Source organism: Janthinobacterium sp. J1-1, from assembly GCF_030944405.1.
Classification (GTDB): domain Bacteria; phylum Pseudomonadota; class Gammaproteobacteria; order Burkholderiales; family Burkholderiaceae_D; genus Janthinobacterium.
In genome coordinates this window covers 4144127-4166495 of sequence record NZ_CP132339.1, presented here as the reverse complement: position 1 = coordinate 4166495, position 22369 = coordinate 4144127, and the positions used below count along the sequence as shown (strand labels likewise).

Here is a 22369-nt window from a genome sequence, read left to right as displayed (position 1 = left end):
TATCAAGGAGAACAAAAATGAAATCGAAAATGATCGTATCGGCCCTTATCGCAATCAGTATCGCCGCCAGCGGCAGCGCCCTGGCCCAGCGTGGCAACGACTCGCATGACCGCAATGACCATAACGACCGTAACGACCACGGCCAGCAATACCAGCAGCATGACAGCGATGGCCGCCATGACGATGCGCGCAAGTTCAGGCGCGATGACTCGCGCGGCGGCGGCCCCAGGCACGACCTGCGCCGCGGCCAGCGCCTGAGCCAGGAATACCGAGACAAGCGCTACGTCGTCAACGACTGGAAAGCCCGCCACCTGAACGCGCCGCCACGCGGCCACCAATGGGTGCGTGCAGGCAATGACTATGTGCTGGCCGCGATTGCCACCGGCGTGATTACGCAGATACTGCTGTCGAATTGATCGTTGTTCGCATCAGCAAAAGCCGCGCCTCGAAAGGGGCGCGGCTTTTTTTACACAAGAGTTCCACATCCAGGCCATGGTTTGCCTGCAACACGCGAGCTGTCTCAACTACGCCGCATCGGCGATAATATCAATTCAACCGACCATTCCTCTTCATATTTATGCGCGACATCATTGCTGGGTTTCTACGGTTCCAAAAAGAAGTTTTTCCTGCGCGCCGCGAGTTGTTCAAAACACTGGCAACAGGACAGACGCCCAAGGCCTTGTTCATTTCATGCTCGGACAGCAGGATGGTGCCCGAACTGGTGACGCAGCGCGAGCCTGGCGAGCTTTTCGTGATCCGCAACGCTGGCAACATCGTGCCGTCCTATGGCCCGGAACCAGGGGGTGTGAGCGCGACGGTCGAATATGCTGTTTCCGCCCTGAATGTTACCGACATCGTCATCTGCGGGCACTCCGATTGTGGCGCAATGAAAGCGATCGCCACCTGCGCTTGCCTGGACCATATGCCTGCGGTGAAGAACTGGCTGCGCCATGCCGATGCGGCACGGATGATCAACGAGTCACTCGACCATCCAACGGAACAGGCGCGGATCGACGGCATGGTACGCGCCAACGTTGTCGCACAGCTCAATAATATCCGCACGCATCCCTCGGTAGCCGTGCGCATCGCGCAAAAACGGCTCAGTCTCCATGGCTGGGTCTACGATATCGAGAATGGTTCCCTGGATGCGCTCGATGAGTCTACAGGAAGTTTCGTCCCACTCGCGGACCACCCGGCATCGCAGTTTTGAGCACGATTGCCAACAAGACAAGCCGGGCATTCCAGCGGTACCGGCAACGATAGCAGGATCAGACCCCAAACAGCCTATACGCCTTGTCCTGCAAGGCTATCGCCACATCCTCCAGGCGTTGCGCCTGCTCCTCACTCATCTGTCCGCCGGCCTGCACAAAGCCGTTGTAGATATCGACAAAGGCGGCCGCCAGCCTCTTCGGCACGGTGTCCTGATCCCGGTAGTGCACGATCAGGAAATCCACCGCCGCCAGCAGCTCGGCAATCTCCGCTTCCGTGACTTCATCCCGGGTCCTGATCCTGACGGGAATGGAATGCGGTCCCAGCAGGCGCGCTTCGACAATGGCAATCGCCAGTTCAGGCGTCATGGGGCCCTCCTTCAAGGCAGGCGGTGGCGGAAGGTGGGCTCGATATTGCGCGCATGCAGCCATTGCACGATATCTTCCAGCGTGGCGTCCTGCAGCAGCAAGCCACCGCTGGATGGCGGCGCCTTGATGACGGGCGCGGTGACAACTACAGGCGCGGCCACCGGCGCCACGCCCGCATGCTGTTGCAGCACGGCCAGGGCCTTGGCGAACTGCGCCGCTGTCATGCTGCGCAAGCTTTCCACGAAGCCCAGCTGCGCCTGCAACGGCGGCGGCATGTCCAGGCCCGGTTCGTCGGCAAACGAGGCGCCCATGCCGGGGTGGATAAAGGCCGCCCATTTGCCCGAGGGCTGCAGGCACGGCGGCAGTTCGACCGACTCCAGGAAGGCGGCCGGCGCGGCACTCAGAATATCGGTGCTGGCGGGCAGGAATACGGCGCGCAGCAATTGCAGGAACTGCTGCGCCTGCGCCAGCGGCACCGGGGTTTCCAGCGACAGCCACAGGTAAAACGAGGTGCGGCCAGAGATGCTGACGGCCGGCGCCGGCAGGTCCAGCTCATGCTGCAGGGCATTGGCGATCGCGCACAAGTCGCTCCAGTGCTTGTCGCCGCCGCCCTTGCCGCCAAATTCCAGCACCAATGCGCGCACCTGGCCGGTCTCGCTGACCAGTTGGGCGGTGACGGCCGGGCCGCCGGACACCTGGCGCGCCAGCACTTCTGGCGTGACAGGCTGGCCATCCGTGTCCTGCTGGCCGTCGGCCAGGTACAGCCTGGCCAGTTCAGAAATCAATTTGTGCATGCGCGTTTCCATCGTCCATATGCCGCGCCACCGTTGGCAGCGTCGCCGCGATTATAGACCAGCCCTCTTGCCCCCAGGGCGCACCAGCAGGGCCAGCACCAGCAACAAGGCCAGCGCCAGCATGCCGGCAGCGCTCGATAGCGCAAAAGTGACGCGGTGCGCCATCAGCGCCACGCCCGTCCTGGCGCCGGCGCCGATGGCGGCCACGGCCACCAGCACCGCCAGGCCCAGCGAATTGCCCAACTGATGCGCCACATTGACGATGCCGGAGGCGGCGCCCGCATCCGCCTTGGCCACGCCCGCGATGCCGGCCGCCGTCAGCGGGCTCAGGGTCATGCCCTGCCCTGCGCCGATCAGCACCATGGGCAGCGCGACGCCCAGCCAGTACGGCGTATCGCCGCCGGCCAGGCTCAGCCACGCCATGCCGGCCAGGGTACAGGCCAGGCCGGTGGCCAGCAGCGGCGCATTGCCGAAGCGCCGCGTCAGCGCCGGCACGCGCAGCGCCATGGCAAAGTTCACCAGCGTCATCGGCAAAAAGGCCAGGCCCGTCAGCGACGGCGAAAGATGCAGCACCACCTGCAGGAATTGCGTGCCAAAAAAGAAGAAGCCGATCATGGCGCCCAGGAACAGCACGCGCGCCGCATAGGCAGCCGAGCGCTGGCGGCTGGCAAACAGGCGCAGCGGCATGATGGGCTGGCCCGCATGCTTTTCGATCAGGATAAACGCCGCCAGCAACAGCAGGCCGGCCGCCAGCGAGGCTTGCGTCCAGGTATCGCCCCAGCCGGCGCTGGCCGAACGGATCAGGCCGTAGACCAGCGCCGTCATCCCCAGGGTGGAGCTGGCCGCGCCGGCCACGTCGAAGCGGCCCTTGACGGGTTCGCTCTCCCGGATAAAACGGCGCGCCGCCCACAGCATGGCGATACCGATCGGCAGGTTGATAAAAAAACCCACCCTCCACGACAGCCATTCGGCCAGCACGCCGCCCAGTACCAGCCCGACGCTGGCGGCGATGCCGGCCACCGCGCTGTACAGCGAGATGGCGCGCGTGCGTTCGCGTCCTTCGGCAAAGGTGGTTTGCAGCAAGGCCAGGGTCGAGGGCGCCAGGATGGCGGCCCCCAGGCCCTGGATGGCGCGCGCGGCAACCATGGCGACCGGCGAGTGGGCCAGGCCGATCGCCAGCGAGGCTACTGTAAACAGCGACAGGCCCAGCATCAGCATGCGGCGCCGGCCGAAGGTATCGCCGGCGCGCGCGGCCAGCAGCATGAAGCCGCCAAAGCTCAGGGTATACGCGCTTTGCACCCAGGCCAGGCCGGTGTCGCCGAAGCCCAGGTCACGGCGGATATTGGGCAGGCCCGTCAGCACGATGGAGGTGTCGAGCACGATCATCACATAGCTGACCAGGATAATGGCGAGAATGGCGTTCTTGGAAACGGGGGCGGTGGAATTTGTCATGCCTCCACTATAAACGCTGGCGATTGTAGCGACTAGATGCTAAAGTCCGCATGAACTTATTAGGATAGCTAATCAATGGCCCAGACCAATTACAACGACTTGCTGGCCTTCGTGGCGGTGGCGCGCGAAGGCAGTTTCACGAAGGCAGCAGCCAGGCTGGGCGTGTCGCAGTCGGCGCTGAGCCAGACCATTCGCGCCCTGGAAGCGCGGCTGGACCTGCGTTTGCTGGTGCGCACCACGCGCAGCGTTTCGCCGACGGAAGATGGCGAACACCTGCTGCGCACGGTGGCGCCCCGCTTCGACGAGATCGAATCGGAACTGGCCATGCTCAGCGAACGGCGCAGCAAGCCTGCCGGCACCATTCGCATCAGCGCCGGCGAGCACTCGGCGCTGACGGTGCTGCAACCGGCGATCGCGCGCCTGCTGCCGCAGTATCCCGACATCAACGTGGAAGTGGTGGTGGACAACGGCATGACCGATATCGTCGCCAACCGTTTCGACGCCGGCGTGCGCCTGGGCGAGCAGGTCGCCAAGGACATGATCGCCGTGCCCATCAGCGGCGACTTTCGCATGGCCATCGTTGCCGCGCCCGCCTATTTCGCCAGCCGCCCCAAGCCGGCCACGCCGCAGGAGTTGACCTTGCATAACTGCATCAACATGCGCCTGCCCACGCATGGCGGCCTGTTCGTGTGGGAGTTCGCGAAAGACGGCAAGGAAATCAATGTGCGGGTCGAAGGACAATTGGTCTACAACAACCTGGCCGTGCGCCTGCAGGCGGCCTTGGGCGGACTGGGCCTGGCCTGCATGCCGGAGGATGTGGCCGCGTCCCATGTGGCCGCCGGCACCTTGCTGCGCGTGCTGGAAGACTGGTGCCCGCCGTATGCCGGCTACAAGCTGTACTACCCGAGCCGGCGCCATCCGACGCCGGCGTTTACGCTGATGGTGGAGGCCTTGCGCTACCCTGCCAGGCCGAGCTGACCCTTCGGCTTTTCAGCCTTGCCCTGCATCGCCATGATGGTCTGCTGCATCAGCGCGCACAGCGTTTCACGCCCATCGCGCACGGCAAACACTTCGGCCTGGGTGACGATCAGGGTGCGCCCGGGCCGCACCACCTTGCCGCGCGCAATCAGCAGGTCGCCATCGGCGGGCGCCAGCAGGTTCATCTTGTACTCCACCGTCAGCACGGAAGCGCCCTCTGGCGCCACCGTCATGGCCGCGTAACCGGCGGCCGAATCGGCGATCATGCCCACCACCCCGCCATGCACGAAACCGTGCTGCTGCTCGATACCGCTCCAGTGCGGCACATGGATTTCGGCGCTGCCATGGCCCAGCACGGGCAGGCTGGCGCGTATCAGCACCATGGCGTTCTGCAAATCAAAACTGGCGCGCACGCGCTCGGCAATATCTGGCGCCAGGGCTGGCGGCATCGGCAGGCTCATGGGTAGGCTTTCATGGTTCAGGTGAAGCCGCCTACTTTACCGCTTTTCCTGCTGCGCCCGCCATTCTTCCGGCGTGTAGGCATAATTCGTCACCTGCATCGACGACGCGATACCGATGTCATAGCCGGACAACAGCACCACGATCAGCTGATCCTGCTTGTCGGCATCGGTATAATTTTCCAAGGTCGCCAGGGCGATGCGCGGCGCCAGCATTTGCGGCTCCGGCGTGGCGGCATCGACCACCGCGCTGACGATCAGGCGATGCGTTTCCTTGTCCTTCGATTTGACGGTTTGAAGGCTGACGCCGACACGGTCGACGCCGGGCATCCTGCCGATCGTCTGCTGTACCGACAGCATGCCGGCCAGCGTGCCGCCAAGCTGTGTGTGCTTGAGAAACATGGTCGTGCCGACACAGACGCACAGCACCGCCGCGGCGATCACCGCCCCATGGCCGCGCCAGATCTGCGTGCTGGCCGGCAGTATCTTGCCCGGTCCGGCACTCACCACGTAGGCGCCAACGGCCAGGTCGTGCAGGGACTGGCCCGTGCGCCGGTTGAACAGCAGCAAATAATAGATGGCGAAAGTCAGCGAGGCGACCAGCATGAACACGGCCGTATCCATCCAGGCCTGGCCGGAGTCGATGACGGCGCCGTTCAGGAAATAGGCCAGGCAAAAAATGCCCGCGCGTATGAATGCGGCGAGCATGCCGAGCGGTTCGCCCGTGCGTGTCACCACGCGCACCCCCAGCAGGTGCATGCCGACCGACTGGCCGCCCCGCAGATTGCTCTGCAGCAGGCCAAAATAAAGCAAGGCAACGACAAATCCCACCAGCCGTCCCCACGGGCCCAGCGCGGCAAACTGTGCATGCAACAAGGCGCCGGCCACCGCGCCGATCACACCCAGCAATATCGTATCGACAATGAACGCCAGTATCCTGCGCCCCAGGATGGCATTTGCCGTGGGCTGCGCCTTGCTCGCCTCCAGCGTCGCTGGCGCCGCGGCCAGTGCGGCCAGCCGCGCCTCGATCTCGGCCACCCGCTCCGGGTAACGAGCCGCATCGATACGGCCCAATATCTGCCGCAGTTGCTCGGCGCTGTGTTTGCTGTAATCCGGTGTGTCCATTGCGTTCCCGTCTGTATGCCATGTTCGTCAATGTTGCAATATAACAATTAACTGGCAAACGGGGAAGTGCCGCCAGCTCGGCAAGCTGGCGTTGCGTCATCGTCAGGCGGCGCCTACTGCGTGCCAAAAACCACCAGGATGCGATGGCTTCTTTGCTCGCGCACGGCCAGCACGCGCGCCTGCTCCACCGGCACGCAAGTTTTCATGGTAAACCCCGCAGGCGGTGTTCCGGCATCGCGGGCGAGCAGTTCCGGGTCGTTGATGACGTCAAAATTCTTTGCGCGCTTGAACAGCAAATGCTCGATACCGGCGTCACCATCCGTCGCCGGTCTGACCACCATCAGCGACCAGAGCCCTTCTTCACCGCGGAATTTCTTTCTCGCCAGGAATGCGTTGACTCTATCGGCAGGCGGCTCGACACCGCGCAACTCACTCTGGTAAGGTGTCATGGGGCACAGCAAGGTGCCCGGCGGCCATCCCATGTCGGGCAGCGTTGCGACTGTGTCGGGACGCAACTGCTCCAGGTGGAGGTCGAGCGGGTGCCGTTCCTCGGCGCAAGCACAGAGCGCAGTCAGGGCCAGCATGCCGAAGGCGCGAAACAAGGGAGTCATCGGCAGTTTTCCAATCAATGGCAATGGCCGGGCCATGCAGGGGCTGGGGCCTTGGCGTGAGCGGGCGATCATATCAAAGCCCTGCCTGGTATTTCTCTCCAAAACTAACGGACAGGCTTTATTTCAATTAACCGTCTTCTGCCGCAAATTCAAGGCTTACCTGGCCGTGGCAACCTTCACCATATCGCCATCGAGCAGGCCATCAGGCGGGCTGTCGATGATCTTTTCCAGGCCATCGATGCCACCGGCCAGCTCCACCACATTGCCGAAGTCGCGCGCGATGCTGACCTTTTTCAGGCGCACGGTGTTGTTCGCCGTGACGGTGGCCACGCGCACGCCATCCTTGCCGAATATCAGCGCACCGGGCGGCACGCTGATGCCCTTCCCTGCCGCCGCGCCCGCAAAGCTGACGGTGGCAAAGCCGCCCGCCAGCAGTTCGCCTTGATTGTTATCGACCGCCAGCTGCACCAGCATGGCGCCCGAGCCGGCGTCGATGGCCTGCGACAGCGACAGCACGGTGGCGGCATAGGTTTGCCCGGGCCGCTCGGGCACGGCCAGTTGCGCCTGGGCACCGGGCGCCACCTGCGCCACCTGGCGCTGCGGCACGTTCACATACACGCGCAAACGGCGCACGTCGGCCACCACGAACAAGGCATTGCCCGCGGCGCCGCCGGCACTGACCAGGGCGCCGGTGTCGGTATTGCGCGCGGTGACCACGCCGTCGAACGGCGCCACCAGGCGCGCGTAGCGTTTCAGGGCCTGCACCCGCTCCATGCTGGCCTGCAAGGCGGCCACGGCCGATTGCCGCGCTGAAAGATCACCGAGCTTTTCATCGGTTTCCTGCTGCGACACGGCGTCGATGGCACGCAGTTCGCGCCAGCGCTTGGCGGTGCTGGCGGACAAGGCCAGGGTGCTGCGCGCGCTGGCCAGTTCGGCCTGCGCCTGCAGCAGTTGCTGGTCCAGCTCGGGCGTATCGATGCGCGCCAGTTGCTGGCCGGCCTTGACGTGGGTGCCGATATCGGCCGACCAGTCGCGCAGATAGCCGTCGACGCGGGCATGGATGGGCGCGCTGGCCCAGGCTTCCAGGCGGGCCGGCAGCGCCAGCGGCGCGCGTTCCAGCCTGGCCGCCGACACCAGCACCACACTGGGCACGCGGTTGGCCGCCGCGCGGTCGGCGATCACTTCGGCCTGCGAGCGCCGGCTGGCCAGGCCGGCAATCACGATGGCGGCGGCAATCGCCGTCAAGGCCAGGCCCAGCAACTTGTTGCGCGAGCGGAAAAAATCAGTGTGCATGAAGAGGAACTCCGGTAGGGGTGGACGCGGCGGCGCGCGATTTCTTGTGATGCGCCAGGCTGAAAACGACGGGAACGAAGACCAGGGTGGCGACGGTGGCGAACAGCAGGCCGCCGATCACGGCCCGGCCCAGCGGCGCGTTCTGCTCGCCGCCCTCGCCCAGGCCCAGCGCCATCGGCAGCATGCCCAGTATCATGGCCAGCGCCGTCATCAGCACCGGGCGGAAACGCACATGGCCCGCGTCCAGCGCCGCCTGCGTGGCGTCGCCCAGCTCGGCAAAACGCTCGCGGGCAAAGCTGATCACCAGCACGCTGTTGGCCGTCGCCACGCCCATGCACATGATGGCGCCTGTCAGGGCCGGCACCGACAAGGTGGTCTGGGTGGCAAACAGCATCCAGACAATGCCGGCCAGCGCGGCGGGCAAGCCGGAGACGATGACGGCCGGGTCCAGCCAGGACTGGAAGTTGACCACCAGCAGCAGGTAAATCAGCAGCACCGCGCCCAGCAAGCCATACAGCAGGCCCGAAAACGCGCGGTCCATGGTGTGGGCCTGGCCCAGCAGTTGCACGCTTGCGCCCTTCGGCGCCTGCGCGGCGGTGTCGGCCAGCACGCGCCGGATAGCGTTGGCGACGGCGCCCAGGTCGCGGTCTTGCGTGGCTGCATGGATCTGCACCATGCCCTGCACATCGTACTGGCTGATCAGCGCGCTGCCGGCGCTGCGCTCGAAGGTGGCCAGCGCGCCCAGGGTGGCGGCGCTGGCGTTGGCGCCATTGCCCACCGGCAGGTTCGACAGCGCCGCCAGGCTGTCGAGCCGGTGCTGCGGCGTCTGCATCACGATCGGATAGCTGACGCCGTTGGCAGGGTTGAGCCAATAGGTGGGCGCCACCTGGCTGCTACCGGCCAGGTTGACCACCAGGCTGTTGGTCACGTCGCGCGTGGTCAGCCCCAGCAACTGGGCCTGGGTGCGATCGACGGCGACATTGAGCACCGGCGCCTTGATCGATTGCTGGATGCGCGCGTCGGCCACTCCGGGAATCGCGCGCAGGCGCTTGAGCAACAGCTGCGCGTAGGCAAAATTGGCCTCGGTATCGCGGCCCCGTATCTGCACGTCGATCGGCGCCGGCGCGCCGAAGTTCAGGATCTGGCTGACGATATCGGCCGGCGGAAAGGAAAACGTGGTGTCCGGAAACTCGCGCGGCAGCACTTCGCGCAACTGGCGCACATAATCGGCCGTCGGCCGGTGGCCTTCGCGCAGGGCAATCTGGAAGTCGCCGTCATGCGTGCGCATCACGCCCGTATTGTTATAGGTCAGATTGATGCTACTGGGCGGCAGGCCGATATTGTCGACCAGGGTGGTGATCTCGGCCGCCGGGATCACGCGCCGCACGGCCTGCTCGATACGGGCAAACCTGGCGGCCGTTTCTTCCACCCGCGAACCGATCGGCACGCGCGCATGCATCAGGAGCTGGCCCGAGTCGACGGCAGGGAAAAAGTTACTGCCAATAAAAAGCAGCAGCGTGAACGACAGCGCCACCACCACCAGGAAAGCCACGATAAACAGTTTGCGCCCGGCGACCGCCGCGGCCAGCATGCTGGCGTAGCCGGCGCGCAGGCGCTCGAAACGGGCCTCGAAGCCGCGTTGAAAACGCAGCAGCGGGTTGCGCGTGGCAGCCAGCGGCGCATCGGCATGGGCATGCTTGTGCAGCAAATAATTGGCCATGGTCGGCACCAGGGTGCGCGACAGGATGAACGAACAGATCATGGCGAACATCACCGCCTCGGCCATCGGCACGAACAAAAAGCGCGACACGCCTTCGAGGAAAAACATGGGAATGAACACGATGCAGATGCACAGCAGCGACACCAGCGCCGGCGTGACGATCTGCCGCGCGCCGTCGAGGATGGCGGTTTCCACTTCCTTGCCCTGTTCCAGGTGCCAGTTGATGTTTTCAATCGTGACGGTGGCGTCGTCGACCAGGATGCCGACCGCCAGCGCCAGCCCGCCCAGGGTCATCAGGTTCAAGGTTTCGCCGAACGCGGCCAGCGCCATGATGGAGCCGAGGATGGACAGCGGAATCGAGACGGCGATAATGACGGTGGAACGCCAGCTGCCCAGGAACAGCAGGATCATGATGCTGGTCAGCGCGGCCGCGATCGCCCCTTCCAGCGCCACGCCCTTGATGGCGGCGCGCACGAACAGCGACTGGTCGTTGATGGGCGTGACTTTCAGGGCGGCCGGCCACGACGGCTGCAGCTCGGCAAGTTTGGCGCGCACGCCATCGACGATGGCCAGCGTGGACGCCGAACCGTTTTTCAATACCGACATCAGCACCGAGCGGCTGCCGTCCACATGCACGATATTCGTCTGCGGCGCATTGCCGTCATGCACATCGGCCACGTCGCGCAAATAAACCGTGGCGCCATTGACCACTTTCACGGGCAACCGGCCCAGCTCCTCGATGGCCGACGGTGCGCTGTTCAGCTGCACCGTGTATTCGAGCGCACCGATCTTTTGCGTGCCGACCGGCACCAGCACGTTCTGCGCGGCCAGCGCGGCCGCGATATCCTGCGCCGACAGGCCGCGCGCCTGCAAGGCGTCGGGTTTCACGTCGATCTGCACCTGGCGCTGCTTGCCGCCATAAGGCAGAGGAATCGCCGCGCCCGGCACCGTGGTCAGCGGCGTGCGCACGGTGTTCATGCCCAGGTCAAACAGACTCTGTTCCGACAGGCCCGCGCCCGACAGCGCCAGTTGCAAAATCGGCACGGTGGCCGCGTTGTAATTGAGGATCAATGGTGGTGTAATGCCGGCCGGCATCTGGCGCAAGGCCACCTGCGACACGGCCGTCACCTGCGCATTGGCCACCGCAATATTCACGCCCGGCTGGAAAAAGATTTTGACCACGCTGATGCCGGGATAGGTATTGGCTTCGATATGCTCGATATCGTTGACGGCGGTGGTCAGGATGCGCTGGTACAAGGTGGAAATGCGCCCCGCCATCTGGTCCGGCGGCAAGCCCGTATATTGCCAGGCCACCGCGATGACGGGCATGCGGATCTCGGGAAAGATATCGGTCGGCGTGCGCAAGGCGGCCAGCGGGCCGATGATGAGGATCACCAGCGCCATCACGACAAAGGTATAGGGGCGCCGCAAGGCAAGGCGGACTGCATCGATCAGCACTGGTGGACTCCTGGTGGAATCGGAGGCGCCAGCTTGCTGTGCGGGGCTGTTGCCGCTCGCCATGGCCGCCATCCGTATGGGTGGGGAGGTTTCCCCGATGCCCCTACTGTAGGATGGATGGCGGCCGCCGACTAGATACTCATGTCGGGATGATCTTATTAGTATGGCTAATGAATATGAGGAATCATGCGGCTTTCTGCCGCAGATTCAAGGGCTCGGCGATCGTCAGCACCACCATGAACGTCAAACAGGATATCGCCGCCATAAAGGCAAACACATAGTCCCAGCCATAATGGTCGAGCAGCATGCCGACGATCCAAGGCGTGGCCGCGCCACCCAGCTGGCCACCCATATTCACCACCGCATTGGCGACCGGGAATTTTTCTTTCGACACGAACTGCATCGGATAGACCATATAGGCCGAGAAACCGATGCTCAGCAGCACGCCCGTCAGGAACAGCAGCGCGCCGTATTGCAGCGGATCGGCCGGCGCATGGATCAGCAGATACATCATGACGGCGGTCGACAGGGCCGAGATCAGCATGCCCGGTTTGCGGCGCTTGTCGAGCACGCGGTCGGCCAGCAGGCCGCCCAGGATATTGCCGAACACGGCACCCACCCACGGCGCGGCCGCCACCATGCCCATGTTCATGATGGAAAACTGTTTGACGGTCAGCAGATAAGTCGGTATCCAGGCCAGCAGCACGCTGGAAATGCCGAGCTGGCAACAGTAGCCGAGCGAGCAGCCGATAATGTTCCAGGACTTGAACACGCCACGGCTGGTGGTGACGGTCGGCACCTTGCGCACGCGGATCAGCTTGTCGAGCCAGGGCATCGGTTTCGAGGTGGCCGCCTCGCTGGTAATGCGGCCATCCACCGTCTTTTCCTCGATGGTGGCCAGCTCCGCCTGGTTAACGTAGCGGCTCTCGGCCGGCTTGTTGGCGACCAGAAAATACCAGACGATGGCCAGCACGATGCCGGGCACGGAAAACCAGATGAACACTTCGCGCCAGCCCCAGGCGGCAATAATCGCCGCGCCCAGGATCGGCGTGATCACGGGGCCGAATTTCACCGAGGACAGGAAAATGCCCGAGGCCGTGCCTTTTTCGCGCGAGGGAAACCAGTGGTTGATGGTGGTCGTCACGCCAATCGGCAGCGGTCCTTCCGCCAGGCCCAGGCCGATGCGGCACAGCTTCAGCGACAGCAACGAGCCCACCAGGCCCGTCAACCCGGTGGCGATCGAGGTCAGAATCATGGAAATGGTAAACACCTTGCGCACGCCGAACTTCGACAGCAGCCAGGCGGACGGCAGTTGCGCCAGGGCATAGGCGATCAGGAACAGGCTGACCAGGCCACCCGCATCGGTATTGCTCATTTCAAATTCCTGGCGCAGGAACGGCAGCACCACGCCCAGGTTGGCGCGGTCGGCGGCGGCGATGGTGTAGACGATAAAGAACAGCGCGGCAACGATCCAGCGGTAGCGCGTGGGGCGCACGGTGGCCGGCGCCGCAGCCGGCGATACTGCGGGCGCGGCGGTAGTGGTGGTATGCATGAGGGTGTCTCCTGGTTTTTCTAGTTATTGGCGGAATTAATCGAGTTCCAGCCGGCGCAGCGTCTCTTCCAGTCCCAGCAGTTCCACGGTCGTCGCGCCGTTTCGGATCTGCTGGCGGAAATGCGCCTCTTTTTCTTCGCGCTGCCGGCTTTTCGCCAGCACCTCGTCCACCTCGTCGCGCCGCACCACCACCACTCCATCCTGGTCGCCGATGATGATGTCGCCCGGGTTGATGCTGACGTCGCCGATCGTGACCGTCACATTGATGCGCCCCGGCTGGTGCTTGCCGGTGCCCTTGATCGACAGGCCGCGACTGAACACGGGAAAGCCCGCCTCCGTCATGGCGGCCGCGTCGCGCACGGCGCCGTGGATCACCAGGCCGGCCAGGCCGATGCGCTGGGCTTGCTCGGTAAACACGTCGCCCCAGACGCCCGCTTCCAGGAAGCCCTTGGCGTCGACCACCAGCACATCGCCGGGCCGGGCCTTGAGCATGGCGTAGTGCAACATCAGATTATCGGCCGGACGCGTGTCGACCGTAAAGGCCGGCCCGGCCAGGCGCATGTGGGAAGCGATCGGCTTGATGCCGCTGTCGAGCGCACCCTTGCCGCCCTGTGCTTCGTGCACGGTGGCCGCGCCCAGCTGGCGCAGGGCGTGCAAGGTCGCGATGGAAACTGCTTGGTCCATGATGGTAGTCCTGTGGTTGAAAGTAAAAGGAGTCAGGCGTTTTGCGCGGGTTTGCGCTGCAGGGTGTGGTAGCCGAATTCACGGCGCGCCTGCGCCAGCGGCATGCCGTCCAGCGCGGCGGCAACGATGCGCGCTTCGACCGCCTGCATGATCAGGGCCCGCTCGAACACCTCGGCCGCCCTGCCCGCCGGCACGAACACCACGCCGTCCTGGTCGGCCACGACGATGTCGCCGGGCGAGACGCGCACGCCGGCCACGGACACGGCGCCGCCCACGGCATCGACCTGCACGCGATCTTTGCCGGTGCGCATGAAGCGCCCCAGCGCAAACAGCGGGTAGCCCGCCGCATCGGCTTCCTGCGTATCGCGGCACACGCCATTGACCACCGTGCCGGCGATGGCGCGGTGCGCCGCCAGCTGGCTCATGATGCCGCCCCATACGGTGCAGTCCGGGCGGCCGGCATTGTCGAGCACGGCAACGCTGCCGGCCGGCATCTCATCGAGGTAATCGCCAACGGTACCCGGCTGGCTGGTGTCGACCGGGCCGAAACGCACCGTGAAGGCGGGGCCGAACAGCTTGCGCGGACCGGCCACCGGACGGACGCCCACGGCGCTGCCAGGCAGGCCGAAATAGTCGAGCGCGTCCGATACCTCCGCGCTGCTCAGGCCACGGGCCTGGGCGAATTGATCTTGTTTCATACAACGTCTCCATCGATCTTGTTGTCGTGAAGCCCAGTTTCATATAAAGTGAATTCAATACCAAACATCGATTATTGACTCTTGGATCAATTAAATTGAACTTATGACCAACCTCAGGCAGATACGCTATTTTTGCGAAGTGGTGGAAGCGGGCAGCGCCGCGCATGCGGCCGAGCGCCTGCACGTGGCGCCGACCGCCATCAGCATGCAGCTCAGCCAGCTGGAAGCCCACCTTGGCGGCGAGCTGTTCGACCGCTCGCGCCGGCCGATGGAGCCGACCGCGCTGGGCCGGTTTTTCTATCCACGCGCCAAGGAATTGCTGTTGCAGGCGGCCCGCCTCGACGATGAAGCCAAGGGCATCGCCAGCGGCAGCCACGGCTGGCTGGGTATCGCGTTTACCCGTTCGGCGACGTTTTCCGTGCTGCCCAGGGCGATACGGCAATTTCGCGCCGCCTGGCCGCAGGTGCAGCTGGACCTGGTGGAAGCGTTGTCGGAATACCAGCCGGCGCAGCTGCGCCAGGGCCGCATCGATATCGGCCTGTCGCGCTTTATCGGCCCGTTCGAAGCGCCGCCCGACCTGTGCCACGCGCTGGCGCTCGACGATCCGCTGGTGGCCGCCCTGCCGATCCACCATCCGCTGGCCGGCCAGGCGTCGGTCAGCGCGGCCCAACTCGCGGCGGTTCCCTTCATCCTGTATCCGAAGGACCCGATCAGCCCCTTCGGCCAGCAGATCGTCGGCGCGCTCAAGGCGGCCGGGGCCGAGCCTGCCGTGGCGTATTCGGCGGTGGAAATCTACACGGCCCTGTCGCTGGTGGCCGCCGGCCTCGGCGCGACCCTGGTGGCGCGCTCGATCGCCGAGAACAACCGCACCGATGTGGTGTTCCTGCCGGTGACGGATATTGCCGCCAGCACCACCGTGGTGGCCGTCACACGGGCCGACGAGAAAAGCCGGCTGGTGGCGGCGTTCCTGGCGATACTGGCCGGCGGCGCGCCAGATGACTTGCGATACGACACAGCCGGCAAAATTGACCGATAATAGAACCATCCTTTTCAAGCAATGATTCTCTTGACCACACCATCCATGCAAGCCGATACCCTCAGCAGCCTGTCGCAACTCCTGGCCCGCGCCCACAGCGAGACGCTCGCCTTTCCCACCAATGTCAATACGGCCCTGCGTTTGCAGCAGGAACTGGGCAATCCCGATTGCCATGCGGCCGACATCCACCGCCTGCTGTTGTCCGAGCCGGGCCTGTCGGCGCGCGCCGTGTCGCTGGCCAACTCGGTGATGTTTGCCCATGGCCACACGCCCACCGTCACCAGCGTGCGCGCGGCCGTCGAACGCCTCGGCTACCGCAACCTGCTGTCGCTGGCCACCGCCGCCGTGATCCGCCAGATGAACACCGGCATCAAGGACCAGGCCCTGCGCGCCATGGCCTCGCAGCTATGGGCGCACAGCGTGCACGTGGCGGCGCTGGCGCATGAAATCGCCCGCACCATCACCCATGTCGACCCCGACACCGCCCTGTTCGCCGGCATCGTGCACGAAGTGGGCGGCCTGTACCTGCTGGCCGAAGCCGACAAGGCGCCGGGCCTGTACCAGCAGCTGGAAACGCAGATGGCGCCGGTGCTGGAAATCGTCGGCCGCGCGCTGATGCGCCAGCTGATCGTCCCAAACCAGGTGGCCGACGCGGTCGTCACCTTGCCCGGCGCCACCGTGCTGCTGCCACCGGGCGGCTTGCGCGACACCCTGCTGCTGGCCAAGGCCATCGCACCGGTCGCCTCGCCGCTGCCGCAGATGCCAGCCATCCTCAACGAACGGCTGCAGCACTACCTGGAACAAGACCCGGTGTTGCAGGAATTACGCAACAATCCGTCAAACGAGGCAAAAGAGCTGATCGCGGTTTTGCTGGCCTGATCCGATCTGCTATGATGGGAAAGTTGCCGGGGGTACACCCGGCTAGCCCCCGATTGCATCATCAGCACTGGATATTGCCTTGACTATCTCACTTCGCATGCTCGGCCTGGCCGCAGCACTGACCGTGGCCTGCAACGCCCACGCCGACAGCTTTGCCTCCTCGGCGTCCAGCGCGGGCTCCGCGTCGAGCGGCAGTGTGTCGGACTCGCTCAGCGGTTCGAGCAACAGCTCGAAAACCGACAAGCGCGTCGACAATGGTCCCTACCGCATCATCGATATCGCCGCCACGCCGGGCCACGCCGGCATGACGCGTTTGACCATGCAGGCCGAAGCGGCACAGCAACCGCTGGTGCTCGACCTGCCGCAAGCGACGTTTGAGCAGCAGCAGCTGGCGCAAGGCGACATGGTGCATGCGCAAAACCGCGCCTACGGCATCGAATTTTCCCGCAACGACACGCGCGCCGCCTTCTTCCTGGTGCTGGCCGACGAATGGTACGGCGAACTGGGTACGCGTCCGGTCAGCATGTGAAGCTGCGCCGCTTCCTGGCGCCAGCCCTGCTATTGCTTGCCGCAGGTACAGCCCATGCCGGCGGATCCTTGTCGTCCTCGCGCTTCTGCGACCGCTCGCAGGAGCTGACGGCTGCCGAACAGGACAAACTGCTGCGCTTTGCCGCCGTGGTGCGCGAAGAACTGGCCGCCACCGAAGGCAGCGTGGCGCTGATCAGCCGCTCGGGCCTGGATCTGTCGCGCTTCGGCATCCGCTATTCCCACGCCGCATTGGCCTGGCGCCACGACAGCGACGCCGGCTGGTCCGCGCGCCAGCTGTATTACGCCTGCGACGAAGGCCGCCCGCGCATTTTTGATCAAGGCACGGCCGGCTTTGCGATGGGTACCGACAACCCCCGGCTCGGCTATATCTCCATCGTGCGCCTGCCTGCCGAGACAGTCCCGCCGCTGCGCCGCGCCCTGCTCGACCCGGCCCGCGTCCAGCATCTGCTGGCCGGCAGCTACAGCGCCAACGCCTATGCGTACGGCCTGCAATACCAGAACTGCAATCAATGGGTGGTCGAACTGCTGGCCGCCGCCTGGGGCGAGCTGCCTGACGGCGCCGACCTGCGCGCACGGGCCCAGGCCTGGCTGCGCACCGCCCCCTACACCCCCGACCCCGTCACCATCCCCTCGCGCTGGCTGATGTTCGGAGCCATTTTCGTGCCGCTGGTGCATGTGTCCGACCACCCGCAGGAAGCCGTCGACACCATGCAACTGCAGGTCAGCCTGCCCTCGACCCTGGAAACCTTGGTGCGCCAGCGCCTACCCGCCAGCGAGCGCGTGGAAATCTGCCATGACGGCAAGCAGGTGGTGGTGCACAAGGGCTGGGAGCCGGTGGCCGAGGGCTGTGTGGCGGGGGAAAATGACCGGGTGGTGGTGCTGGACTGAACACTAGACATATGATGAACCACACTTCCATCTTGAAGATCCAACCATTTTCACCGAGCCCTCCGATTGATGAAAAAATTTGAGCTCAAAAGTCCCTTGCGTGGGGAGGGCCGCATCGTGCGGCAAGCCGGGGGTTTACATCGATATGGTCACATCATAGTAGCTGTTGAAGCGACGCAAACGGAGTTTTCGATCTCGTGGGAGGTTTTACCTGCGCAAATACCTGATGTATTCAAGGAAGCGGTTTATCGAGGTATTAAGGCAATGTTTCGCCCTGATGCAAAATTTGGCACATACTCCACTGATGGACTCTTGGTCCGCATCATAGACGGAAGATCACACGAGACTGATTCCAACGAAGGAAGCTTCGAAATTGCATCCGCTTTAGCCTTAACGGCAGCTCAAGACTCGCTGCTTGCTGGCTAATAGATGGCACCTCTCAGCCGACTCAGCATGAACCACCAAATAAAAATCCAGGAAATTGTTGGAGGCAAATACCGGCATGCCCTCTTCTATCACTTCCCGGGTGGGCTACGCTTCGCGTTGTCAGAGGGAGGCAGTCAGCTGGACATGGCTTTGGTGGCGCTGCGCAAGGCAACCATCGTTTGCGATGACGTTTTTGCCGGAGAGGAATGCATTCTGGTCCACCTGATGGCCCATGCCCCGGCATCCGTCTTCGGCTTGCGAACCATGCTCAATGAGCTCTGCTTGGCAGGGGTGGCTGTACCCAGGGAACGAGAGGTGTGGCTTGACAGGGAAGAGCAAAGCGGCGACGAAGATGACATATGTATCCACTGTGCTTTTGAAGTGCCTGCCGCCAAACTGCAAAACCTGCTGTGGTGTGCCGTCACCTTGGACCTGTATCCATTGCGGCCAAGACCGCGCTGCCGGGTCTATCTGCTCAACACGAACAAGGGGATTGTTGCGCACGCTTATGACGACCGGGGGATGGATGTCGTCAGCCTGAACAAGCCTGCTTTGGCCAGCTTGTACGAGCGGCATCACCACTTGCTCCACGATCACGACATCGTGGCGATGCGCGAGTGCTTCACGCCTTATAGCGCAACTCCCCCGCATCATCGATGGAAAGGTCAGGCTTCGCCGGAAGTCGCCGCCGCCTTGCCCCGCGCCACATGCAGTTTCTTGAAGCTGTCGATCAGGCGCTGGTGGCGGTCCAGGCCTTCCAGTTTCATGCTGGTCGGCGTCAATCCATGGAAGCGCACGCTGCCGTCCACCGAACCCAGCACCGCGTCCATGCGCGCGTCGCCAAACATGCGGCGGAAATTGACGACGTAATCGTCCAGTTCCAGCTCGTCATCGAGTTCCACTTCCAGCACCACGTTCAGCGCCTGGTAGAACAGGCGGCGCTCGACCGTGTTGTCGTTGTATTGCAGGAAGGCTTCGACCAGTTCCTGCGCTTCGTCAAAGTTCTGCAAGGCCAGCTGGATCAGCAGCTTCAGTTCCAGGGTCGTCAGCTGGCCCCACACCGTGTTTTCATCGAATTCGACGCCGATCAGGGTGGCGATATCGCCGTACTCGTCGAGCTCGCTGTTTTCCAAGCGGTCGAGCAGCGCTTCCAAGCTGTCATTGTCGAGGCGGTGCAGGTTCAATACGTCCTCGCGGAACAGCAGCGCCTTGTTGGTGTTGTCCCAGACCAGGTCTTCGACCGGATACACTTCCGAATAACCGGGCACCAGGATGCGGCAGGCGGCCGCGCCCAGGTTGTCATAGACGGCCATATAGGCGTCCTTGCCCAGGTCGGCCAGGATGCCGAACAGGGTGGCCGCTTCTTCGGCGTTCGAGTTTTCGCCGTGGCCGGAAAAATCCCATTCGACAAAATCGTAGTCGGCCTTGGCGCTGAAAAAGCGCCAAGAGACGATGCCACTGGAATCGATGAAGTGCTCGACGAAATTGTTCGGTTCGGTGACGGCGTTGCTGGCAAAGGTCGGGCGCGGCAGGTCGTTCAGGCCTTCGAAGCTGCGGCCCTGCAGCAATTCCGTCAGGCTGCGCTCGAGCGCCACTTCCAGGCTCGGGTGCGCGCCGAAAGACGCAAACACGCCGCCGGTACGCGGGTTCATCAGGGTCACGCACATCACCGGATACACGCCACCGAGCGAAGCGTCCTTGACCAGCACCGGAAAGCCCTGCTCTTCCAGGCCACGGATGCCGGCCACGATGCCCGGGTATTTCGCCAGCACGTCTTGCGGCACGTCCGGCAAGGCCATTTCGCCTTCGAGGATTTCGCGCTTGACGGCGCGCTCGAAAATCTCGGACAGGCATTGCACTTGCGCCTCGGCCAGCGTATTGCCGGCGCTCATGCCATTGCTGACGTACAGGTTCTCGATCAGGTTGGACGGGAAATACACCACCTTGCCATCGGACTGGCGCACGTACGGCAGCGAGCAGATGCCGCGCTCGGCATTGCCGGAATTGGTGTCGACCAGGTGCGAGGCGCGCAATTCGCCGTCGGGGTTGTAGATGGCGAGGCTGTACTTGTCGAGGATCTCTTTCGGCAGCTTGTCGTTACGGCCGGGCTTGAACCAGCGCTCGTCCGGATAATGGACGAAGGGCGCGTTGGCGATGTCCTCGCCCCAGTAAGCGCCGCCGTAGAAATGGTTGAAATTCATGCGTTCGATGAATTCGCCAAGCGCCGACGCCAGCGCGCTTTCCTTGGTGGCGCCCTTGCCGTTGGTAAAGCACATCGGCGAATGGGCGTCGCGGATATGCAGCGACCACACATTGGGCACGATATTGCGCCACGAAGCGATCTCGATCTTCATGCCCAGGCCGGCCAGGATGGCCGACATATTGGCGATGGTCTGCTCCAGCGGCAGGTCCTTGCCGGCGATATAGGTGCTCGCCTGCGCGTCGCCACTGAGCATCAGCAGGCCCTGGGCGTCGGCGTCCAGGTTCTCGACTTCCTCGATCACGAACTCGGGGCCGGTCTGCACCACTTTCTTGACGGTGCAACGGTCGATCGAGCGCAGGATGCCCTGGCGGTCCTTGGCCGAGATATCGGCCGGCAGCTCGACCTGGATCTTGAAGATCTGCTGGTAGCGGTTTTCCGGATCGACGATATTGTTTTGCGACAGGCGGATATGTTCAGTCGGAATATTGCGTGTATCACAATACAACTTCACGAAGTAAGCTGCGCACAAGGCCGACGACGCCAGAAAATAATCGAAGGGGCCAGGCGCCGAGCCATCGCCCTTGTAGCGGATGGGCTGGTCGGCGATGACCGTGAAATCATCGAACTTGGCTTCGAGACGCAGCTTGTCGAGAAAGTTGACTTTAATTTCCATGGGGTAATCCAATATTTGCTTGAAAAGAGTTAGGCGCTATTATCCTTTCTTTCCTGGAATACCGCATGGGTGATTGACTTTTGGCGCGCTTACACCGTCAGCGACTCGCCGATCGCATAAAACTGCCCGCCGGCGATATAGTGCAGGCTGCGCAGCGACGGATCGGCGTCCTGGAAATGCCAGTGGCCGTCGCGAAACACGCGCGTATCGGCCCAGGCGCCGACCACCTCGCCGATAAACAGGTCGTAGGCAGTCTGGTTGTGCGGCTCCGGCACCAGCCGGCAGGCCAGCCAGGCGGCGCAGTCGGCCACGAAGGGCTGATCATGGCCGTCGACATCAAACAGTTCCACGCCGGCGCGCGCCAGCTTGTCCGGCATCTCGGCCAGGCTGTTGGTGCCGACGATATGCGTGAGCTGCAACTGCGCCGCGGTCGGCACCTGGATCACGAAGATGCCGCTGGCTTCGACCAGCGCGCGCGTGCGGGTGGCCTTGTCCAGCACCACGGTCAGCTTGGGTGGCGCAAAATCGAGGGCGCAGGCCCAGGACGCGGCCATCACGTCGTCGACGCCATCGTGGCGGGCCGAGACGAGCACGGCCGGGCCGTGGTTGATCAGGCGGTAGGCTTTTTCCAGCGGGACTTCCTTGAGATAACTTTGCATGCTGTTCCTTGTTCTTCAGGACAAATGGTCGGAGCTGACGACGTGCACGCCGGGCGCGCTGGCCACCGCCGCCTCCAGCAGCGCCTGCGCGATGCGCTCTGCCGGATTGATGCGCCAGCGCCGGGGCAGCACCGGCGCCAGCGCACCCAAGACAATGGCCAATGCCGCCTCGCCGGTGCGCACCGACTCGCGTTCGCCGCCGATCAATCCCGGGCGCACCTGCGTCAGCGAGGCAAAGTCCAAAGTCGCCAGTGCGCGTTCCAGTTCGCCCTTGACCCGGTTGTAGAAAAACCGCGAAGCCGGATTAGCGCCGGCCGCCGAATTGAGCACGTAGGCCGGCGTGCCGGCCGCCCGGGCCAGGCGCGCCACGGCCAGCGGGTAGTCAAAGTCGACCTTGCTAAACGCCGCTTGCGAACCGGCCACCTTCATGGTCGTGCCCAACGCACAGATCACGGCATCGGCCCGCCACCAGCTCGCATCGGGCGCCAGCGCGTCAAAATCGATCAACGGCGCGATCAGTTTCGGGTGCGCCGGCAAGGGCTTGCGCGCCAACGCCACCACCGTTGTCACGCGCGCGTCCGCCAGCGCCAGGCGCAGCACATGCCGGCCCACCAGGCCGGTGGCGCCCACCAGTAGCAATTGCATCGGGTTCTCCT

General features: G+C 64.0%; 22 protein-coding genes and 1 pseudogene. 9 read left to right on the top strand and 14 right to left on the bottom strand.

Annotation, left to right across the window (positions count from 1 at the left end; translation table 11 throughout):
- The first annotated feature begins 17 nt into the window (after window positions 1-17).
- Both Q8L25_RS19050 and Q8L25_RS19045 read left to right on the top strand, forming a co-directional pair.
- A complete protein-coding gene (locus Q8L25_RS19050; protein ID WP_308920868.1) occupies window positions 18-416 on the top strand; it encodes an RcnB family protein in 399 nt (132 codons plus the stop codon).
- A gap of 161 nt (window positions 417-577) precedes the next feature.
- Window positions 578-1210, top strand: a complete 633-nt coding sequence (locus Q8L25_RS19045; protein ID WP_308920867.1) for a carbonic anhydrase — start codon at window positions 578-580, stop codon at window positions 1208-1210.
- Between the two features lie 58 nt (window positions 1211-1268).
- Here Q8L25_RS19045 and Q8L25_RS19040 read toward each other — a convergent pair whose 3' ends face one another.
- From Q8L25_RS19040 to Q8L25_RS19030, 3 genes are read right to left on the bottom strand one after another with little or no spacing between them, the layout of a single operon-like run.
- Window positions 1269-1577, bottom strand: a complete 309-nt coding sequence (locus Q8L25_RS19040; protein WP_308920866.1) for a hypothetical protein — start codon at window positions 1575-1577, stop codon at window positions 1269-1271.
- A gap of 11 nt (window positions 1578-1588) precedes the next feature.
- A complete protein-coding gene (locus Q8L25_RS19035; RefSeq protein WP_308920865.1) occupies window positions 1589-2371 on the bottom strand; it encodes a hypothetical protein in 783 nt (260 codons plus the stop codon).
- A gap of 51 nt (window positions 2372-2422) precedes the next feature.
- Window positions 2423-3823: an MFS transporter gene (locus Q8L25_RS19030; RefSeq protein WP_308920864.1), complete on the bottom strand. Its 1401-nt coding sequence runs from the start codon at window positions 3821-3823 to the stop codon at window positions 2423-2425.
- Between the two features lie 75 nt (window positions 3824-3898).
- Between Q8L25_RS19030 and Q8L25_RS19025 the strand changes: the two genes are divergently transcribed.
- Window positions 3899-4801: a LysR family transcriptional regulator gene (locus Q8L25_RS19025; protein WP_308920863.1), complete on the top strand. Its 903-nt coding sequence runs from the start codon at window positions 3899-3901 to the stop codon at window positions 4799-4801.
- On the opposite strand, the gene Q8L25_RS19020 is transcribed toward Q8L25_RS19025, so the two are convergent.
- From Q8L25_RS19020 to Q8L25_RS18985, 8 genes are all read right to left on the bottom strand, one after another.
- On the bottom strand, window positions 4780-5250 hold the full coding sequence (locus Q8L25_RS19020) for a PaaI family thioesterase (RefSeq protein ID WP_308925758.1): 471 nt from the start codon (window positions 5248-5250) through the stop codon (window positions 4780-4782). The genes Q8L25_RS19025 and Q8L25_RS19020 overlap by 22 nt on opposite strands.
- 48 nt (window positions 5251-5298) lie before the next feature.
- A complete protein-coding gene (locus Q8L25_RS19015) occupies window positions 5299-6384 on the bottom strand; it encodes an RDD family protein (protein WP_308920862.1) in 1086 nt (361 codons plus the stop codon).
- Window positions 6385-6497: 113 nt separating this feature from the next.
- Window positions 6498-6995, bottom strand: coding sequence for a hypothetical protein (locus tag Q8L25_RS19010; RefSeq protein ID WP_308920861.1), 498 nt, complete (start codon window positions 6993-6995; stop codon window positions 6498-6500).
- Window positions 6996-7151: 156 nt separating this feature from the next.
- Complete coding sequence (locus Q8L25_RS19005; RefSeq protein WP_308920860.1) at window positions 7152-8288, bottom strand: efflux RND transporter periplasmic adaptor subunit; 1137 nt, start codon at window positions 8286-8288, stop codon at window positions 7152-7154.
- Window positions 8278-11463, bottom strand: a complete 3186-nt coding sequence (locus Q8L25_RS19000) for an efflux RND transporter permease subunit (RefSeq protein ID WP_308925757.1) — start codon at window positions 11461-11463, stop codon at window positions 8278-8280. Before Q8L25_RS19000 ends, Q8L25_RS19005 begins: the two co-directional genes overlap by 11 nt.
- A gap of 187 nt (window positions 11464-11650) precedes the next feature.
- On the bottom strand, window positions 11651-13018 hold the full coding sequence (locus tag Q8L25_RS18995; protein WP_308920859.1) for an MFS transporter: 1368 nt from the start codon (window positions 13016-13018) through the stop codon (window positions 11651-11653).
- A gap of 36 nt (window positions 13019-13054) precedes the next feature.
- Window positions 13055-13702 carry a 4-carboxy-4-hydroxy-2-oxoadipate aldolase/oxaloacetate decarboxylase gene (locus Q8L25_RS18990; RefSeq protein ID WP_308920858.1) on the bottom strand — a complete coding sequence of 216 codons (648 nt, stop codon included), beginning with the start codon at window positions 13700-13702 and terminating at the stop codon, window positions 13055-13057.
- 32 nt (window positions 13703-13734) lie between these two features.
- Window positions 13735-14400, bottom strand: a complete 666-nt coding sequence (locus Q8L25_RS18985; protein ID WP_308920857.1) for an RraA family protein — start codon at window positions 14398-14400, stop codon at window positions 13735-13737.
- A 103-nt stretch (window positions 14401-14503) separates the two neighbouring features.
- Between Q8L25_RS18985 and Q8L25_RS18980 the strand changes: the two genes are divergently transcribed.
- From Q8L25_RS18980 to Q8L25_RS31760, 6 genes and pseudogenes are all read left to right on the top strand, one after another.
- Window positions 14504-15436, top strand: coding sequence for a LysR family transcriptional regulator (locus Q8L25_RS18980; protein ID WP_308920856.1), 933 nt, complete (start codon window positions 14504-14506; stop codon window positions 15434-15436).
- 30 nt (window positions 15437-15466) lie between these two features.
- Window positions 15467-16315: an HDOD domain-containing protein gene (locus tag Q8L25_RS18975; protein WP_308920855.1), complete on the top strand. Its 849-nt coding sequence runs from the start codon at window positions 15467-15469 to the stop codon at window positions 16313-16315.
- 73 nt (window positions 16316-16388) lie between these two features.
- Window positions 16389-16844 carry a hypothetical protein gene (locus Q8L25_RS18970; RefSeq protein WP_374694317.1) on the top strand — a complete coding sequence of 152 codons (456 nt, stop codon included), beginning with the start codon at window positions 16389-16391 and terminating at the stop codon, window positions 16842-16844.
- Window positions 16841-17752, top strand: a complete 912-nt coding sequence (locus Q8L25_RS18965; RefSeq protein ID WP_374694184.1) for a DUF2145 domain-containing protein — start codon at window positions 16841-16843, stop codon at window positions 17750-17752. Before Q8L25_RS18970 ends, Q8L25_RS18965 begins: the two co-directional genes overlap by 4 nt.
- A gap of 69 nt (window positions 17753-17821) precedes the next feature.
- A complete protein-coding gene (locus tag Q8L25_RS18960; protein ID WP_308920854.1) occupies window positions 17822-18178 on the top strand; it encodes a hypothetical protein in 357 nt (118 codons plus the stop codon).
- Window positions 18179-18181: 3 nt separating this feature from the next.
- Window positions 18182-18733, top strand: a pseudogene (locus Q8L25_RS31760) (hypothetical protein); the annotation flags it as partial.
- A gap of 110 nt (window positions 18734-18843) precedes the next feature.
- Here Q8L25_RS31760 and Q8L25_RS18950 read toward each other — a convergent pair.
- From Q8L25_RS18950 to Q8L25_RS18940, 3 genes are all read right to left on the bottom strand, one after another.
- Entirely contained in the window at window positions 18844-21054 is a 2211-nt protein-coding gene (locus tag Q8L25_RS18950; RefSeq protein ID WP_308920852.1) for an OsmC domain/YcaO domain-containing protein, read from the bottom strand.
- Between the two features lie 89 nt (window positions 21055-21143).
- Window positions 21144-21713, bottom strand: coding sequence for a flavin reductase family protein (locus tag Q8L25_RS18945; protein ID WP_308920851.1), 570 nt, complete (start codon window positions 21711-21713; stop codon window positions 21144-21146).
- 15 nt (window positions 21714-21728) lie between these two features.
- Window positions 21729-22358, bottom strand: coding sequence for an NAD(P)H-binding protein (locus Q8L25_RS18940; protein ID WP_308920850.1), 630 nt, complete (start codon window positions 22356-22358; stop codon window positions 21729-21731).
- Between the last annotated feature and the right edge of the window lie 11 nt (window positions 22359-22369).